The 16213-nt window shown below is 53.1% G+C and carries 13 protein-coding genes and 7 tRNA genes; 16 read left to right on the top strand and 4 right to left on the bottom strand.

From position 1 onward, the window contains the following. Positions 1-232 precede the first annotated feature (232 nt). The 4 genes from ybfF (at position 233) to fur (ending at position 2894) form a co-directional block, all read left to right on the top strand. Positions 233-997: an esterase gene (gene ybfF / locus FA92_RS04085; RefSeq protein WP_033782330.1), complete on the top strand. Its 765-nt coding sequence runs from the start codon at positions 233-235 to the stop codon at positions 995-997. Positions 998-1165: 168 nt separating this feature from the next. Then, positions 1166-1441, top strand: coding sequence for a LexA regulated protein (gene ybfE, locus FA92_RS04080; RefSeq protein ID WP_003852811.1), 276 nt, complete (start codon positions 1166-1168; stop codon positions 1439-1441). A gap of 132 nt (positions 1442-1573) precedes the next feature. Next, complete coding sequence (gene fldA, locus FA92_RS04075; protein ID WP_013357124.1) at positions 1574-2104, top strand: flavodoxin FldA; 531 nt, start codon at positions 1574-1576, stop codon at positions 2102-2104. A gap of 346 nt (positions 2105-2450) precedes the next feature. Next, positions 2451-2894, top strand: a complete 444-nt coding sequence (gene fur, locus FA92_RS04070) for a ferric iron uptake transcriptional regulator (protein WP_009091454.1) — start codon at positions 2451-2453, stop codon at positions 2892-2894. Between the two features lie 65 nt (positions 2895-2959). Here fur and FA92_RS04065 read toward each other — a convergent pair whose 3' ends face one another. The 3 genes from FA92_RS04065 to nagE all read right to left on the bottom strand — a co-directional run bounded on the left by FA92_RS04065 (position 2960) and on the right by nagE (position 7439). Then, a complete protein-coding gene (locus FA92_RS04065) occupies positions 2960-3355 on the bottom strand; it encodes a hypothetical protein (protein WP_013357123.1) in 396 nt (131 codons plus the stop codon). A 236-nt stretch (positions 3356-3591) separates the two neighbouring features. Then, positions 3592-5259: a glutamine--tRNA ligase gene (glnS, locus tag FA92_RS04060; RefSeq protein ID WP_013357122.1), complete on the bottom strand. Its 1668-nt coding sequence runs from the start codon at positions 5257-5259 to the stop codon at positions 3592-3594. Between the two features lie 152 nt (positions 5260-5411). Next, on the bottom strand, positions 5412-7439 hold the full coding sequence (nagE, locus tag FA92_RS04055; protein ID WP_033782329.1) for an N-acetylglucosamine-specific PTS transporter subunit IIBC: 2028 nt from the start codon (positions 7437-7439) through the stop codon (positions 5412-5414). A gap of 328 nt (positions 7440-7767) precedes the next feature. On the opposite strand from nagE, the gene nagB reads away from it, so the two are divergent. The 12 genes from nagB to FA92_RS03995 all read left to right on the top strand — a co-directional run bounded on the left by nagB (position 7768) and on the right by FA92_RS03995 (position 14800). Then, entirely contained in the window at positions 7768-8568 is an 801-nt protein-coding gene (nagB, locus tag FA92_RS04050; RefSeq protein WP_033782328.1) for a glucosamine-6-phosphate deaminase, read from the top strand. Between the two features lie 62 nt (positions 8569-8630). Further along, complete coding sequence (nagA, locus tag FA92_RS04045; protein WP_033782327.1) at positions 8631-9779, top strand: N-acetylglucosamine-6-phosphate deacetylase; 1149 nt, start codon at positions 8631-8633, stop codon at positions 9777-9779. A 7-nt stretch (positions 9780-9786) separates the two neighbouring features. Continuing rightward, positions 9787-11007, top strand: coding sequence for an N-acetylglucosamine repressor (locus FA92_RS04040; RefSeq protein WP_033782325.1), 1221 nt, complete (start codon positions 9787-9789; stop codon positions 11005-11007). A 186-nt stretch (positions 11008-11193) separates the two neighbouring features. Then, positions 11194-11946: an HAD-IIA family hydrolase gene (locus FA92_RS04035; protein ID WP_013357117.1), complete on the top strand. Its 753-nt coding sequence runs from the start codon at positions 11194-11196 to the stop codon at positions 11944-11946. A 307-nt stretch (positions 11947-12253) separates the two neighbouring features. After that, positions 12254-13921 carry an asparagine synthase B gene (gene asnB, locus FA92_RS04030; protein WP_013357116.1) on the top strand — a complete coding sequence of 556 codons (1668 nt, stop codon included), beginning with the start codon at positions 12254-12256 and terminating at the stop codon, positions 13919-13921. A gap of 218 nt (positions 13922-14139) precedes the next feature. After that, positions 14140-14216: transfer RNA gene (locus tag FA92_RS04025), tRNA-Met, on the top strand. A gap of 9 nt (positions 14217-14225) precedes the next feature. After that, positions 14226-14310: transfer RNA gene (locus FA92_RS04020), tRNA-Leu, on the top strand. Positions 14311-14332: 22 nt separating this feature from the next. Continuing rightward, positions 14333-14407 (top strand) — tRNA-Gln (locus FA92_RS04015). A 35-nt stretch (positions 14408-14442) separates the two neighbouring features. Beyond that, positions 14443-14517, top strand: a tRNA-Gln gene (locus FA92_RS04010). A 22-nt stretch (positions 14518-14539) separates the two neighbouring features. Then, a tRNA-Met gene (locus tag FA92_RS04005) sits at positions 14540-14616 on the top strand. Positions 14617-14622: 6 nt separating this feature from the next. After that, positions 14623-14697 (top strand) — tRNA-Gln (locus tag FA92_RS04000). A gap of 28 nt (positions 14698-14725) precedes the next feature. Then, positions 14726-14800 (top strand) — tRNA-Gln (locus FA92_RS03995). 103 nt (positions 14801-14903) lie between these two features. Here the strand turns inward: FA92_RS03995 and ubiF are convergent. After that, positions 14904-16076, bottom strand: a complete 1173-nt coding sequence (gene ubiF / locus FA92_RS03990) for a 3-demethoxyubiquinol 3-hydroxylase (protein WP_033782316.1) — start codon at positions 16074-16076, stop codon at positions 14904-14906. Positions 16077-16213: the final 137 nt, after the last annotated feature.

The following is a 16213-nucleotide window of genomic DNA, read 5'->3' as shown; positions in this document are numbered from 1 at the left end:
TTCTCATGACAGAACCACCTGTTTCCTGAAAAGCTCTGAGTATAGTCAGGCAATTCAAAGGATGTGCGGGTTCTAACATCAGGATTATAAAGTTAAATTCAGGCGGGTTGTTAGCAATCAAACGGTTTACGGGCAAAAGTCAGAATATGTCCTAATGCCGCCGGAACCGGCGCGCCTGAAAAGGTGAAACCATGATAACCTAAGCACAGGTCTCAAACTTAAGAACTTTGCTATGATTTTGAACGCCCGTCTGCAAACTGAACAATCCCCTGCTGATTCCTTACCTGTCCTGCTTATCCACGGCCTGTTTGGCAGTCTGGATAACCTTGGCGTGCTGGCGCGTGGGCTCAAAGATGCCGGGCCTCTGCTGCAGGTTGATGTCCGCAACCACGGACTCTCACCACGATCTGACGAGATGAACTACGCTGTAATGGCGCAGGACATGGTCGATACGCTGGATGCGCACGGCATTGAACGCGTCGCGGTGATCGGTCACTCAATGGGCGGGAAGATCGCCATGACCATGAGCGCGCTGGTGCCGGACCGCATCGAGCGGCTGGTGATGATTGACATTGCTCCGGTCGACTACCAGACCCGCCGCCATGATGAGATTTTTGCCGGTATTCGTGCTGTAACCGACGCAGGCGTCTCGTCACGCAGTGAGGCGGCGAAGATTATGCGTACGCTTATCGATGAAGAAGGGGTGATTCAGTTCCTGCTGAAGTCATTTCAGGCGGGCGAGTGGCGCTTCAACGTCCCGGTGCTGTGGGATAACTACACCACGATTTCGGGCTGGCAGCCCGTTCCGGCATGGGATCATCCGGCACTGTTTATTCGCGGAGGCGACTCCAGCTATCTGGACAACCGCTACCGCGATGCGCTGTTGCAGCAGTTCCCGGCCGCGCAGGCACATGTCATTGGAGGCGCGGGACACTGGGTTCATGCAGAGAAACCCGATGCCGTTTTGCGCAGTGTCCGTCGCTTTTTTGCGCTTTAAAAGCAAATAGATGGCGGCAAAGGTTTAGGATTGGCGTCCGGAGTAAGCGTGAAGTATGATGGCGCGCTAAAATTTTGCCGCGCGTCCGTTTTGCTGCGGCAATAGCCAATAATTTATAATCTGCGCGGTGAGTGACTGGCGCCCGCCCCCATTCAGTTTTACTAAGCCATGGCAAAAGAACAGACTGACCGCACGACGCTCGATCTCTTTGCTGATGAGCGCCGCCCTGGTCGACCCAAAACCAGTCCGCTTTCGCGTGATGAACAGCTGCGCATCAACAAGCGCAATCAGCTTAAACGTGACAAAGGACGCGGACTTCGTCGTGTCGAACTGAAAATGAACAGTGAAGCCGTCGATGCGCTCAACACGCTGGCAGAACAGCGCAATCTCAGCCGCAGCGAGCTGATTGAACAGATGCTGCTGGCACAGCTCAAACTGGATTAATGCGGGCAAATCGCACGCAGGAGCAAATGTCGGGGCTTTAACCGTTCACCGGTTTTCTCTCGTCTGCTATTATTCGCTGAAATGTGCTGCGGCACACATCTCATTATCAGGATTTAAGAGGTTATTTTACTCATGGCACTCGTAGGCATCTTCTTTGGCAGCGATACCGGCAATACCGAAAACATTGCAAAAATGATCCAGAAACAGCTGGGTACAGACGTTGCAGAAGTGCATGACATCGCGAAAAGCACAAAAGAAGATCTGGAAGCGTTTGATATCCTGCTGCTGGGCATTCCGACCTGGTACTACGGTGAAGCGCAGTGCGACTGGGATGACTTTTTCCCGACGCTGGAAGAGATCGATTTCAACGGCAAGCTGGTTGCGCTGTTTGGCTGCGGCGATCAGGAAGATTACGCGGAGTACTTCTGTGATGCGATGGGCACGATCCGTGACATCATTGAGCCGCACGGTGCCGTGATTGTCGGACACTGGCCAACCGAAGGTTACCACTTCGAAGCCTCAAAAGGTCTGGCAGATGATACCCACTTCCTGGGTCTGGCCATTGATGAAGATCGCCAGCCTGAACTGACTAACCAGCGCGTAGAGCAGTGGGTTAAGCAGATTTCTGATGAACTGCAGCTGAAAGATATCCTCGAAGCCTGATCCTGCCCGACTCAATGTGAGCGCCAGCTCACATTGAGGCAATGGAAATTCCTATAGAAATAATAGCCACATTTTTTTAACTTTCTCCGTTTAATCTGTAGAATACCCGCATCGATCTTCCGCTTATTTCTCAGGCGGCAAGACTAAGCGATGTACCAACAGACATCTGCCAGAATCCTCCCCGGCCCGGTGACCTATCCCCCACAGCCCGTGATGATTCAGGCACGCCCTCTGGTTTTCATTTCATCGCTTCAGTTCTATAATGAGACGCAAATGAGAATGAGCGCAGATCGACATTCAAGGCGACAAGCCACAAAAGTGAATATAGTGACAGGACAAAATCCGCATGACTGACAACAACACCGCATTAAAGAAGGCTGGCCTGAAAGTGACGCTGCCCAGACTGAAAATTCTGGAAGTGCTTCAGGAACCTGAGTGCCATCACGTCAGTGCGGAAGATTTGTACAAACGCCTGATCGACATCGGCGAAGAGATTGGCCTGGCTACCGTTTACCGTGTTCTGAACCAGTTTGATGACGCTGGTATCGTGACCCGTCATAACTTTGAAGGCGGCAAATCTGTCTTTGAACTGACGCAGCAGCATCACCACGATCATCTAATCTGCCTGGATTGCGGCAAAGTTATTGAGTTCAGCGATGAGTCGATCGAAACGCGTCAGCGTGAAATCGCCACCCGTCATGGCATCAAACTGACCAACCACAGCCTCTATCTCTATGGACACTGTACGCTGGGCGATTGCCGGGAAGATGAAACCCTGCACGACCAGTAACGCGACCTGAAATAAAAAAACCGGTGAATTCACCGGTTTTTTTTCGTCTGTCCTGGGCTGTGATATCAGGCGACCAGCGTCTCCTGCAGATAGCGCCAGCGTGGAATGGAGCTGCTGCAGTCCAGTATCGCCAGCGAAATACGGCTCTGATTATTGCCATTCATCATCTGCATTTCGCGATACTGCACGGTGATCTCTTTCTCATGATGAGAAAGGATGACGTGCTCGCAGGTGGCAATACGCATCCCTTCGCGCTGTCCCTGCAACTGCCTGAAGAGTTCCTCGACCTCGTTCAGATTGCACTCTCTGCCCTTTGGGGTGACCATGCGGAATTCAGGATGGAAATAGGACATCAGCAGCTCAAAACTGTCATCAGATCCGGCAGGCTGGTTAAAAATACGTTCAATGAGCTGATGTAAAACGACCACACTGTTTCTGGCTTCCTGGGCGAGAACTGTCATTTTTTTTCCTTCTGTAACCCGCTTTGCAACCTCTGAGAGCGCATAGCCTACCTGAAAGCGGATAATTCACATCCGGAAATTGATTAATTTTTTTAAACTCAGATTTCTCTCACAATGCGGCATTTAATCGGTTGCGGTTAGGTCAGAATAATCGTCGGCAATGATTAAAATCGGGGCAACAAAAAAGGGCGATAAATCGCCCTTTTGTCATTTTATGAGGTCAGCCTCAAAAAAATTTATTCGCCGGTTTTCGCCCAGGTATCACGAAGACCGACGGTGCGGTTAAACACCAGCTGCGACGGTTTAGAGTAAACGCTGTCGGCACAGAAATAACCTTCACGTTCAAACTGGAATGGAGTGGTCGGTTCTGCATCGCGCAGGCCCGGTTCCACAAAGCCCTGTTTGATCGCCAGTGACTCAGGATTGATTACCGCCAGGAAGTCCTCTGCCGCGCCCGGATTTGGCACACTGAACAGACGATCATACAGACGGAACTCTGCTGGCTGCGCGTGATCCGCAGACACCCAGTGAATCACCCCTTTGACCTTACGGCCATCGGCAGGATCTTTGCTCAGCGTATCTGTGTCGCTGGTGCAGTAGATGCAGGTGATGTTGCCCGCTTCATCTTTAGCGACGCGCTCAGCACGAATCACATAGGCATTACGCAGGCGGACTTCTTTGCCCAGCACCAGACGCTTATATTGCTTGTTCGCCTCTTCGCGGAAATCGGCACGGTCGATCCAGATCTCACGGCTGAACGGCACTTCACGCGTGCCCATCTCCGGTTTACCCGGATGATTTGGCATAGTGATGATTTCGTTATGGCCTGCTGGCAGATTTTCAATGACTACTTTCAGCGGGTCCAGCACGGCCATAGCACGTGGCGCGTTCTCGTTCAGGTCGTCGCGAATACAGGATTCCAGCGAGGCCATCTCCACGATGTTATCCTGCTTGGTCACGCCAATACGACGGCAGAATTCGCGGATAGAGGCGGCGGTATATCCACGACGACGCAGACCTGAAACGGTCAGCATGCGCGGATCGTCCCAGCCTTCTACGTGCTTCTCAGTCACCAGCTGAGTGAGTTTGCGTTTCGACATCACCGCATACTCCAGATTCAGGCGCGAAAACTCATACTGACGCGGATGAACCGGTATGGTGATGTTATCCAGCACCCAGTCATAAAGTCGACGGTTGTCCTGGAACTCCAGCGTACACAGCGAGTGCGTAATGCCTTCCAGCGCATCAGAGATGCAGTGGGTAAAGTCATACATCGGGTAGATGCACCACTTGTTGCCGGTCTGGTGGTGTTCCGCGAACTTGATGCGGTAAAGCACCGGATCGCGCATCACGATGAAATTAGAGGCCATGTCGATTTTAGCGCGCAGACAGGCCGTGCCCTCGGCAAACTCACCGTTACGCATCTTCTCAAACAGCGCCAGGTTCTCTTCCACGCTGCGGTCGCGATAAGGGCTGTTTTTGCCCGGCTCTTTCAGGGTGCCGCGATATTCGCGAATCTGATCCGGACTCAGCTCATCTACGTAGGCGAGACCTTTAGAAATCAGCTCGATGGCATAGTCATAAAGCTGATCAAAATAGTTTGATGAGTAACAGACCTCACCGCTCCACTCAAAACCCAGCCACTGGACGTCACGCTTGATGGATTCAACAAATTCCACATCCTCTTTAACCGGATTGGTATCGTCGAAACGCAGGTTGCATTGCCCCTGATAATCCTGGGCGATGCCAAAATTCAGACAGATCGATTTCGCATGACCAATATGCAGATAGCCATTGGGCTCTGGCGGAAAACGGGTATGCACGCTGCTGTGCTTACCGCTCGCCAAATCTTCGTCAATGATCTGACGAATAAAGTTAGTTGGGCGGGCTTCAGCCTCACTCATCTCAAAAATCCTCAATACGAATAACGGGTGATTTGTACCACGAAGTAACGGAGTATGATCCACAAAGCGTCTGAGGGAAACAACCGTTTGTTAAGCCTTTAAAACAAAAAAGGCAGGAATCGCTTCCTGCCTGTGGGGTTCTGTTGCGGGGATTAGCCTTTCACTTCATACAGCGGAGTTTCACCTGCCACCACCTGACCGCGGGCCAGTAATGTCAGACCGGCGAAATCATCGCTGTTGCTGACAACCACCGGACTCACCATCGAGCGGGCATTGGCGTTCAGGAATTCAAGGTCCATTTCCAGCACAGGCTGACCGGCGACCACCGTGGCCCCTTCTTCAGCCAGACGGGTAAAGCCTTTACCTTCCAGCGCCACGGTATCCAGTCCCATGTGCACTACAATCTCTACACCATTGTCCGTTTCCAGACAGAAGGCGTGATTGGTGTTGAAGATTTTCACCAGCGTACCGTCAATTGGAGCCACGACCCATTTGTCGCTGGGTTTGATCGCCAGACCATCGCCTACCGCTTTGCTGGCAAAGGCTTCATCCGGCACATCATCCAGCGCGACCACTTCGCCCGTTACCGGTGCCAGCAATGTCGCAATAACACGCTTCTCACTGTTCAGCACGGCCTGCGGTTTAATGTCAGGTTCCACTGGCGCACTGCTGGTAGCAGCGGCTGCGACCGGGCCTTTGGTCAGCACTTTTTTCATCGCCGAGGCAATGCTTTCGGCCTGGGTACCTACGATGATCTGTACGCTCTGCTTATTAAGACGGATCACCCCGGATGCACCCAGACGCTTCGCAACGCCCTCATTGACCTGAGCCGAATCATTCACGTTAAGACGCAGGCGGGTAATACAGGCATCGATGCTGGTTAAGTTAGATGAGCCACCCACGGCACCAATATAACGGCGCGCCAGCGATTCAGTAGCCGTTTCACCATTGTCAGTTTTATCGACGTTAACGTCATAACCATCGCTTTCATCACCGGCAACAGCCAGCTCACGGCCCGGCGTCATCAGGTTGAATTTTTTGATGGTGAAGCGGAACACCACGTAGTAGATAACGAAGAAGACCAGGCCCTGCGGAATCAGCATGTACCAGTGTGTTGCCAGAGGGTTACGGGTCGACAGCACCATATCCACCAGCCCGGCGCTGAAACCAAATCCGGCAATCCAGTGCATGCTGGCAGCGATGAAGACCGAGATGCCGGTCAGGACGGCGTGGATCAAATACAGCACTGGTGCCACGAACATGAAGGAGAATTCCAGCGGTTCGGTGATACCGGTAAAGAAAGCAGCAAATGCTGCAGCCAGCATGATACTACCGACTTTGACACGATTCTCTGGACGCGCGCAGTGGTAGATAGCCAGCGCAGCACCCGGCAGACCAAACATCATAATCGGGAAGAAGCCCGCCTGATAACGGCCGGTGATGCCCACGGTTGCCGATCCATCAGCCAGTGACTGCGCACCGCCCAGGAATTTAGGAATGTCATTAATGCCAGCAACATCAAACCAGAACACGGAGTTCAGTGCATGATGCAGACCGACAGGAATCAGCAGGCGATTGAAGAAGGCGTAGATACCGGCACCGGCAGAGCCGAGCTTCTGGATATGCTCACCAAAGCCCACCAGGCCATTAAAAATAACCGGCCAGATATACATCAGAATGAAAGCGACGAAGATCATCAGGAACGAGACGAGAATCGGCACCAGCCGGCGTCCGCTGAAGAAGGAAAGCGCTTTAGGCAGCTCGACATGGCTGAAGCGGTTATAGACCTCTGCCGACAGAATACCGACCAGAATACCGACAAACTGGTTGTTGATTTTGCCAAACGCCACAGGCACCTGGTCAACCGGCATCTTCTGTATCATCGCCACCGCGGCCGGTGAGCAGAGCGTGGTAACCACCAGGAAGCCGACAAAGCCAGTCAGGGCAGCGGCACCATCTTTATCTTTTGACATGCCATATGCGACACCAATCGCAAACAGCACTGACATGTTTTCGATGATGGCGGCACCGGATTTGATCAGCAACGCAGCGAGCGCATTACCTGCACCCCAGCTGTCCGGATCGATCCAGTAACCCACCCCCATTAATATTGCTGCTGCTGGCAGGGTTGCTACCGGCACCATCAGTGCGCGCCCCACCTTCTGTAAATAACCTAACATATCCCCTTCCCCCTATGAGCCTGACTTGTCGCTTTGCGCCGCTTAATGTTGTTATGTCAGCTGCAAAGATCGTTAATACACTTCATATCACGCTGCGAAGTGTAATGATAAATTAATTCGCCTCGCAAATTAAAACCCTGGTAAATGTGATTTTTATCACTAAAAAACATCATGTCACACGGCAACATCTGGCTATCACCACAAACTTATTTTATGATCCGAAATATTGAATTACGCTCCGCCCGTAGCGAGAATAGACAATCTGCTCAGGCTGATGACTAACGCAACGGTTTAGCGATCCCCTTTCTATTTTCTAATGAGGTGAAAAATGAGACTGATTCCTTTAGCGACGCCAACCCAGGTGGGTAAATGGGCCGCCCGACATATCGTTAACCGCATCAATGCGTTTAACCCGACGGCGGACAGACCTTTTGTTCTGGGTCTGCCAACCGGCGGCACGCCACTGGAGGCGTACAAACACCTGATTGATATGCACAAAGCGGGCCAGGTCAGTTTTAAACATGTCGTGACCTTCAATATGGATGAATATGTCGGTCTGCCAAAAGAGCATCCTGAAAGCTATCACAGCTTTATGTATCGCAACTTCTTCGATCACGTTGATATTGAACCGGAAAATATCAACCTGCTTAATGGTAATGCGCCCGATATTGACGCAGAATGTCGTCAGTACGAAGAGAAAATTCGCGCACTGGGTAAAATTCACCTGTTTATGGGCGGTGTCGGCAACGACGGTCATATCGCCTTTAACGAACCGGCGTCTTCACTGGCTTCCCGTACCCGCATTAAAACCCTGACTCATGATACCCGCGTGGCGAACTCGCGCTTCTTTAACGGTGACGTGGATCAGGTGCCTAAGTATGCGCTGACGGTCGGCGTCGGCACGCTGCTGGATGCAGAAGAAGTGATGATTCTGGTTACCGGCCATGTCAAAGCGCAGGCACTGCAGGCGGCGGTTGAAGGCAACGTGAATCATATGTGGACCATCAGCTGCCTGCAGCTGCATGCGAAATCGATTGTGGTTTGTGATGAGCCAGCCACCATGGAACTGAAAGTGAAAACCGTGAAATATTTCCGCGAAATGGAAGCGGAAAATATGAAAGGCGTGTAACAGAATAGTGTCTTGCCCTGCTGTTACGCTGAGTGACGGCAGGCCAGGACGGGAGAAGAAAGATGTACGCATTAGTAAACGGTCGAATCTACAGCGGCCATGAGGTTCTGGATAATCACGCCGTCGTGGTGGCTGACGGGCTTATTGCGCGCGTCTGCCCACGTGAATCGCTGTCGGCCGATATTGAGCAGCGGGATATGGCAGGTGCGATTATTGCGCCAGGCTTTATCGATCTCCAGCTCAATGGCTGCGGTGGCGTTCAGTTCAATGACAGCCTTGATGCGCTCAGCATTGAGACGCTGGAAACGATGCAGCGCGCCAATGAAAAGTCTGGCTGCACCAGCTTTTTACCGACGCTGATCACCAGCAGCGACGCACTGATGAAGCGGGCGATTGAAACTATGCGCGCTTATCTGCAGAAACATCAGCATCAGGCGCTGGGTCTGCATCTGGAAGGCCCGTGGCTGAGTAAGGCGAAAAAAGGCACCCACGATCTGGCGCTGATTCGCCTGCCCGATGCGGCGATGGTGCAGTATATTTGTGACAACGCCGACGTCATCACCAAAGTCACCCTGGCACCAGAAAACGCCGGCAGCGACGTGATTCGTCAGTTGACCGACGCCGGAATCATTGTCTCAGCGGGTCACTCGAATGCGACCTATGAAGAGGCAAAAGCGGGTTTTTCTGCTGGCGTGAGTTTTGCGACCCACCTCTACAATGCTATGCCGGCGTTTGCCGGACGTGAACCCGGGCTTATCGGTGCGCTGTTTGATTCGCCTGATGTATACTGCGGCATTATTGCGGATGGTTTACATGTACATTACGCTAACGTGCGCAATGCAAAACGCATTAAAGGCGACAAACTGGTGCTGGTAACCGATGCCACCGCACCGGCTGGCGCTGACATCAGCGAGTTTATTTTTGCAGGCAAAACAATCTATTATCGTGACGACCTCTGTGTTGACGAAAACGGCACACTTAGTGGTTCGGCCCTGACGATGATAGAAGCAGTACAAAACAGCGTCGAGCATGTCGGTATCGCACTGGACGAAGCGTTACGCATGGCATCACTCTACCCGGCACGGGCGATGGGCGTGGAAAAACAGTTGGGCTCGATCGAAGCAGGAAAAATCGCGAACCTGACTGTGTTTACGCGCGACTTTAAAATCATTAAGACGTTAGTCAACGGAGACGACGTCCTGAGCGAGTAAGCACTGAATGACCACTGGCGGCCAGTCACAAATAGGAAATGTCGATCTTGTTAAGCAACTTAATAGCGCAGCGGTTTACCGGCTGATTGATCAACAGGGGCCGATATCGCGCATTCAGATTGCCGAACTCAGCCAGCTCGCCCCCGCCAGCGTCACCAAAATTACCCGCCAGTTGATTGAGCGCGGCCTGATCAAAGAGGTAGACCAGCAGGCGTCTACCGGTGGTCGCCGCGCTATCTCGATTATCACTGAAACCCGCCACTTCCATACCATCGGGGTTCGCCTCGGCCGCAACGATGCTACGCTGACCCTGTTCGACCTCAGCGGTAAATCGCTGGCGCAGGAGGATTATGCGCTGCCGGAACGCACCCAGGAGACGCTGGAACATGCGCTGTTTAACGCCATCAGCGGCTTCATCGAGCAGCACCAGCGTAAAATACGCGAGCTGATCGCGATTTCCGTCATCCTGCCAGGCCTGGTTGACCCGATTAACGGCGTGATCCGTTATATGCCGCATATCTCTGTCAGCCACTGGCCGCTGGTCGCCAGTCTAAAAAAACGGTTCAACGTCACCAGCTTTGTGGGGCACGACATTCGCAGTCTGGCGCTGGCCGAGCACTATTTCGGTGCAAGCCGCGACTGTGCTGACTCAATCCTGGTGCGCTTACACCGCGGCACCGGTGCCGGCATTATTGCTAACGGCCATATTTTCCTCGGCAGCAACGGCAACGTCGGCGAAATCGGCCATATCCAGGTTGACCCGCTTGGCGAGCGCTGTCACTGCGGTAACTTTGGCTGCCTTGAAACCATTGCCGCTAACGGCGCCATTGAGAATCGTGTGCGGCATCTGCTGAATCACGGCTACCCCAGTGTACTGACGCTGGAGGCGTGCCAGATGTCCCACATCTGCAAAGCGGCCAATCAGGGTGATGCGCTGGCCTGCGAAGTGGTTGAACAGGTGGGCCGGTATCTGGGCAAAGCGATTGCCATCGCGATTAACCTGTTTAATCCACAAAAAGTAGTGCTGGCGGGCGAGATTACGGAAGCAGAAAAAGTGCTGCTGCCCGCGATTGAAGGCTGCATCAACACCCAGGCATTAGAGGCCTTTCGTAAAAATCTGCCGGTGGTGCGTTCTACACTGGATCACCGTTCTGCGATTGGTGCGTTTGCGCTGGCTAAACGTGCCATGCTTAACGGCATTCTGCTGCAACATCTTCTGGAAGACTAAGAGCCTATCCCAGTAGGCGTAATTGGTGCAGGCAGTCTGGACACGGACAGCGCGGAACAACCGGAGCGTACACGTAGTACGTGAGGATTGTGAGCACTGCCCAGGTTTAGAATGACAAATAAAATAGCCTAATGGGACAGGCTCTAAGCTAACCCGCTGTTGTGGCGGGCCACATCGGATCTGACTATGACCATTAAAAGCGTAATTTGTGATATCGATGGCGTGCTGATGCACGACAACACGGCCGTTCCTGGCGCGCAGGAATTTTTACAGCGCATTCTGGCCAAAGAGATGCCGCTGGTGGTGCTGACGAACTATCCCTCGCAGACCGAGCAGGATCTGGCTAACCGCTTTGCTTCGGCTGGTGTCGAGGTTCCTGAATCCGTTTTCTATACCTCTGCCATGGCTACCGCCGACTTCCTGCGTCGTCAGGAGGGTAAAAAGGCCTATGTCATTGGTGAAGGCGCGCTGATTCATGAGCTCTATAAAGCGGGTTTTACCATTACGGATGTGAATCCCGATTTTGTCATTGTCGGGGAGACGCGTTCGTTCAACTGGGACATGATGCACAAAGCGGCCTTCTTCGTCGCTAACGGCGCGCGCTTTATCGCCACCAACCCCGATACGCACGCGCGCGGCTTTATACCCGCCTGTGGCGCGCTCTGCGCCGGGATTGAGAAGATCTCAGGCCGTAGCCCGTTTGTTGTGGGCAAACCCAGCCCTTACATCATGCGCGCAGCGCTGAATAAAATGCAGGCCCACTCAGAAGAGACGGTCATTGTGGGTGATAACCTGCGAACCGATATTCTCGCCGGTTTCCAGGCAGGTCTGGAAACGGTTTTGGTGCTGTCAGGTGTCTCGACGCTGAGCGATATCGATGCCATGCCGTTCCGTCCGGACTGGATCTACCCTTCTGTTGCCGATATTGACCTGTTCTGATTCATTTTCTTATGACGCATCCGTTTAATCTGTGATGCGTCCCCCCTTTTTTTCATGCTCCCGCCTACTTTCGCTGCCTGTTTTTTACTCACAAACGCCATTTCATTGCCGATCCCACAACAAAACAACATTTAAATTGTCGTTTATTCAATTTTATTGCCATGTGAGCAATATTTTTATCAGTAAATCACGATTCCTCTTGCATTGAATGCACCAAATAGCGCATTTTCTTATCTATCACGCAGCGTCAGGCTGCCGGACAAACGCAAAAGATAACATCGCCGTAAGGTGAGATCAGGAGTCAGTTATGTGTTCAATTTTTGGTGTGCTGGATCTGAAAACCGATCCTGTTGAGCTGCGCAAAAAAGCGCTGGAATGTTCACGCTTAATGCGTCATCGCGGACCGGACTGGTCAGGCGTCTATGCAGATGACAAGGCTATTCTGGCGCATGAACGCCTCTCAATTGTTGACGTTAACAACGGTGCACAGCCACTGTACAACGCCGATCACACCCACGTACTGGCCGTTAACGGCGAAATTTACAACCATCAGGCACTGCGCGCTGAACTCAGCGATCGCTACGAATTTCAGACCGGTTCTGACTGTGAAGTGATTCTGGCGCTCTATCAGGAGAAAGGTGTCGACTTCCTTGATGAGCTGGAAGGCATGTTCGCCTTTATCCTCTATGACAGCGTTAAGAAATCGTATCTGATTGGCCGCGACCATATCGGCATCATCCCGCTTTACATGGGTAACGATGAGCACGGCAACCTGTTTGTTGCGTCAGAAATGAAAGCGCTGGTACCGGCCTGCCGTTCGATCAAAGAGTTCCCGCCGGGAAGCTACCTCTCCAGCACCGATGGTGAAATTCGTCGTTACTGGCAGCGTGACTGGATGGAATACAAGAACGTTGAACACAACACCACAGATGCGGCTGGCCTGAAACATGCGCTGGAAGAGTCCGTGAAAAGCCACCTGATGTCAGATGTCCCTTATGGCGTGCTGCTGTCAGGCGGTCTGGACTCCTCTATCATTTCAGCTGTGACCAAGCGTTTTGCGGCAAAACGGGTTGAAGATCAGGATAAAAGTGATGCATGGTGGCCGCAGCTGCACTCTTTCGCGGTCGGACTGGAAGGTTCACCTGATTTAAAAGCAGCAAAATCTGTCGCGGAACATCTGGGCACCGTGCATCACGAAATTCATTTCACCGTGCAGGAAGGTCTGGATGCCATCCGCGATGTGATTTATCACATTGAAACCTATGACGTCACCACCATTCGCGCCTCTACGCCGATGTACTTAATGTCGCGTAAAATCAAAGCGATGGGTATTAAGATGGTGCTGTCTGGCGAAGGTGCAGATGAAGTGTTTGGCGGCTATCTCTACTTCCATAAAGCGCCAAACGCAAAAGAGTTCCACGAAGAAAACGTGCGTAAACTGCAGGCGCTGCATATGTTTGACTGCGCCCGCGCTAACAAAGCGATGTCTGCCTGGGGCGTTGAAGCCCGCGTACCGTTCCTGGATAAAAAATTCCTGGATGTGGCAATGCGTATCAACCCTGCCGACAAAATGTGTGGCAGCAACGGTAAAATGGAGAAACACATTCTGCGTGAATGCTTCTCCTCTTACCTGCCAGAGAGCGTAGCGTGGCGTCAGAAAGAGCAGTTCTCTGATGGTGTGGGTTACAGCTGGATCGACTCACTCAAGGAAGTGGCCGCGAAGCAAATCAGCGACCAGCAGCTGGCAACCGCTCATTTCCGCTTCCCGTTCAACACGCCGGGTTCGAAAGAAGCTTATCTCTATCGTGAGATCTTCGAAGAGCTATTCCCGTTAGCCAGTGCGGCAGAGTGTGTGCCTGGCGGTCCATCCGTCGCCTGTTCGTCTGCTAAAGCAATTGAGTGGGATGAAGCGTTTAAAAACATGGACGATCCTTCCGGACGTGCCGTGGGTGTGCATCAGTCAGCCTATAAATAAGCCGACAGAAAGCCACCAGAATGGGCCGGTTATGGCCCATTTTTTTTACGATTAGCGTTGTATTCACTGAAAAATTGCCGAATAAACCGCCAGGCTGGTTATAAGCCAGTCAAACAGCGATTATCTGGCAAAAAACGGTAAAAAACTTGTTGACGCTGTCTGGTCAACTCCGCATAATGCGCCCCGCAACGCCGATGAAGGTAACGCGAAAAAAAGATGGCTACGTAGCTCAGCTGGTTAGAGCACAGCACTCATAATGCTGGGGTCACAGGTTCGATTCCCGTCGTAGCCACCATCTTTTTTTGCGGGAGTGGCGAAATTGGTAGACGCACCAGATTTAGGTTCTGGCGCCGCAAGGTGTGCGAGTTCAAGTCTCGCCTCCCGCACCATTTCATTATTCGGCAGCGTGGATGGGATATCGCCAAGCGGTAAGGCACCGGTTTTTGATACCGGCATTCCCTGGTTCGAATCCAGGTATCCCAGCCAATTTCGATGATTCTTGTATGCTGAGAACGGACGAATGGGATATCGCCAAGCGGTAAGGCACCGGTTTTTGATACCGGCATTCCCTGGTTCGAATCCAGGTATCCCAGCCATCATTGAAAGGCAGTACAATTTGGCTACGTAGCTCAGCTGGTTAGAGCACAGCACTCATAATGCTGGGGTCACAGGTTCGATTCCCGTCGTAGCCACCATATAATTGGGGTGTCGCCAAGCGGTAAGGCACTGGTTTCTGATACCAGCATTCCGGGGTTCGAATCCCTGCACCCCAGCCATACAAAGACAATTTGAATAACCCATTATTGGGGTGTCGCCAAGCGGTAAGGCACTGGTTTCTGATACCAGCATTCCGGGGTTCGAATCCCTGCACCCCAGCCAAATTGCACAACCAGGCCCGCTTTTGCGGGCTTTGTTGTTTTTGTGCCTTCTCCACCATCCTGATTACTGGCCCGCCCTGCGGCGAGCCTGAATGCGTAAGCGGCTATAGCCCCAGCGCGTAACGCAATACCTGCCGCTTCAGTACGCCAGAATGTTCAGCGGCAATCAGTCCGAGATTTCGCGCAAACCTCAGCGGTGCCAGCTGGTTGCTGAAGGCAAAGTAAAAGAGATCCATCCCGCCCTGCATCAGCATATTGTCTTTGCGACGCTGACGGTGATAGCGTTGTAACACCCGCTCTGACGCCCAGTCCTCCGCTGCACCGCGCGCGCTAACCAGCACATCAATCAACGCATCAATATCGCGATACCCCAGATTCACGCCCTGCCCGGCCAGCGGATTAATGGTATGCGCGGCATCGCCGACCAGCGCCAGCCCCGGCAGGACATAGCGTGAAGCGTGACGTCGCACCAGCGGAAAGCCGCCCGCCGCATGGGCTTTGAACCGTCCCAGCCGCGCCGGGAAGTGGCTGGCAATCTCTTTCTCCAGCTGGGCTATTGGCATCGCCTGAAGCTGTCGCACTCTTGCGGGCGCGTCATACCAGACCAGCGAGGCCCGGTTGCCATACAGCGGCAGGAAGGCACGTGGTCCCTGTGGCGTAAAGTGCTGCCAGGTCGCGTCCCCTGCCGGATGGTCGCAGGTCACGCTGATGAGCAGGCAGGACTGCGCATAGCTCCAGCCATGAATCCCGATCCCGGCCATCTGCCGCACCTGCGAGTTTGCGCCATCTGCACCAATTACCAGCCGGGTATGTAAGGCCACGCCGTCGTTAAGGTCGACGCGCCAGCCGCCATTTTCTGGCTGCAGGTTTTCCAGCGTGGCCGGGCAATAGCAGGTCACGCCCAGCGACTGCATCTCCTCCCATAACGCCCGCTGAAGCACGCTGTTCTCAACCATAAAGCCCAGTTCAGGCAGGCCCAGCGAGGCCGCATCAAAACTCACCTGCGCCGTCTGCCACTCCCAGGTTTCCAGTCTGCGATAGGGCGCGCTGCGCATCGCTTCGACCCGCGGCCAGACGTTGAGCTGCTTCAGCAACGCAACCGAGGAGGATCCGATCGCTGAAATTCGCAGATCGGGGTCGCTGTCGGCATCAAACGGCGCGGGTTCAGCACGCTCAATCACCGCTACGCGAAAATGTTGCTGTGTCAGTCCACAGGCCAGCGCAGCACCGACCATGCCACCGCCGACAATCACGACATCAAACTGATTACCCTGCATTGCTTAACTCCCTCTCTTATTCCCGCCAGCCTGCGCATCGCGGGTCTGAATAGAGCAAAGTGTACCGGAAAACCCGATGGCTGGCAGAAAAGCCCTCAGGCTGGTCACCACAGCATCAAAGCATTACAATACGCGCC

It is taken from the genome of Pantoea sp. 9140 (assembly GCF_000745295.1).
Classification (GTDB): Bacteria; Pseudomonadota; Gammaproteobacteria; order Enterobacterales; family Enterobacteriaceae; genus Pantoea; species Pantoea vagans.
Note: the sequence above shows the minus strand (reverse complement) of the source record. Positions and strands in the feature narration are given on the sequence as shown.

Bases quoted from the DNA above. Each gene is read 5' to 3' on its own strand.
- ybfF (WP_033782330.1), top strand. From the start codon at position 233: ATGATTTTGAACGCCCGTCTGCAAACTGAACAATCCCCTGCTGATTCC.
- ybfE (WP_003852811.1), top strand. From the start codon at position 1,166: ATGGCAAAAGAACAGACTGACCGCACGACGCTCGATCTCTTTGCTGAT.
- fldA (WP_013357124.1), top strand. From the start codon at position 1,574: ATGGCACTCGTAGGCATCTTCTTTGGCAGCGATACCGGCAATACCGAA.
- fur (WP_009091454.1), top strand. From the start codon at position 2,451: ATGACTGACAACAACACCGCATTAAAGAAGGCTGGCCTGAAAGTGACG.
- FA92_RS04065 (WP_013357123.1), bottom strand. From the start codon at position 3,355: ATGACAGTTCTCGCCCAGGAAGCCAGAAACAGTGTGGTCGTTTTACAT.
- glnS (WP_013357122.1), bottom strand. From the start codon at position 5,259: ATGAGTGAGGCTGAAGCCCGCCCAACTAACTTTATTCGTCAGATCATT.
- nagE (WP_033782329.1), bottom strand. From the start codon at position 7,439: ATGTTAGGTTATTTACAGAAGGTGGGGCGCGCACTGATGGTGCCGGTA.
- nagB (WP_033782328.1), top strand. From the start codon at position 7,768: ATGAGACTGATTCCTTTAGCGACGCCAACCCAGGTGGGTAAATGGGCC.
- nagA (WP_033782327.1), top strand. From the start codon at position 8,631: ATGTACGCATTAGTAAACGGTCGAATCTACAGCGGCCATGAGGTTCTG.
- FA92_RS04040 (WP_033782325.1), top strand. From the start codon at position 9,787: ATGACCACTGGCGGCCAGTCACAAATAGGAAATGTCGATCTTGTTAAG.
- FA92_RS04035 (WP_013357117.1), top strand. From the start codon at position 11,194: ATGACCATTAAAAGCGTAATTTGTGATATCGATGGCGTGCTGATGCAC.
- asnB (WP_013357116.1), top strand. From the start codon at position 12,254: ATGTGTTCAATTTTTGGTGTGCTGGATCTGAAAACCGATCCTGTTGAG.
- ubiF (WP_033782316.1), bottom strand. From the start codon at position 16,076: ATGCAGGGTAATCAGTTTGATGTCGTGATTGTCGGCGGTGGCATGGTC.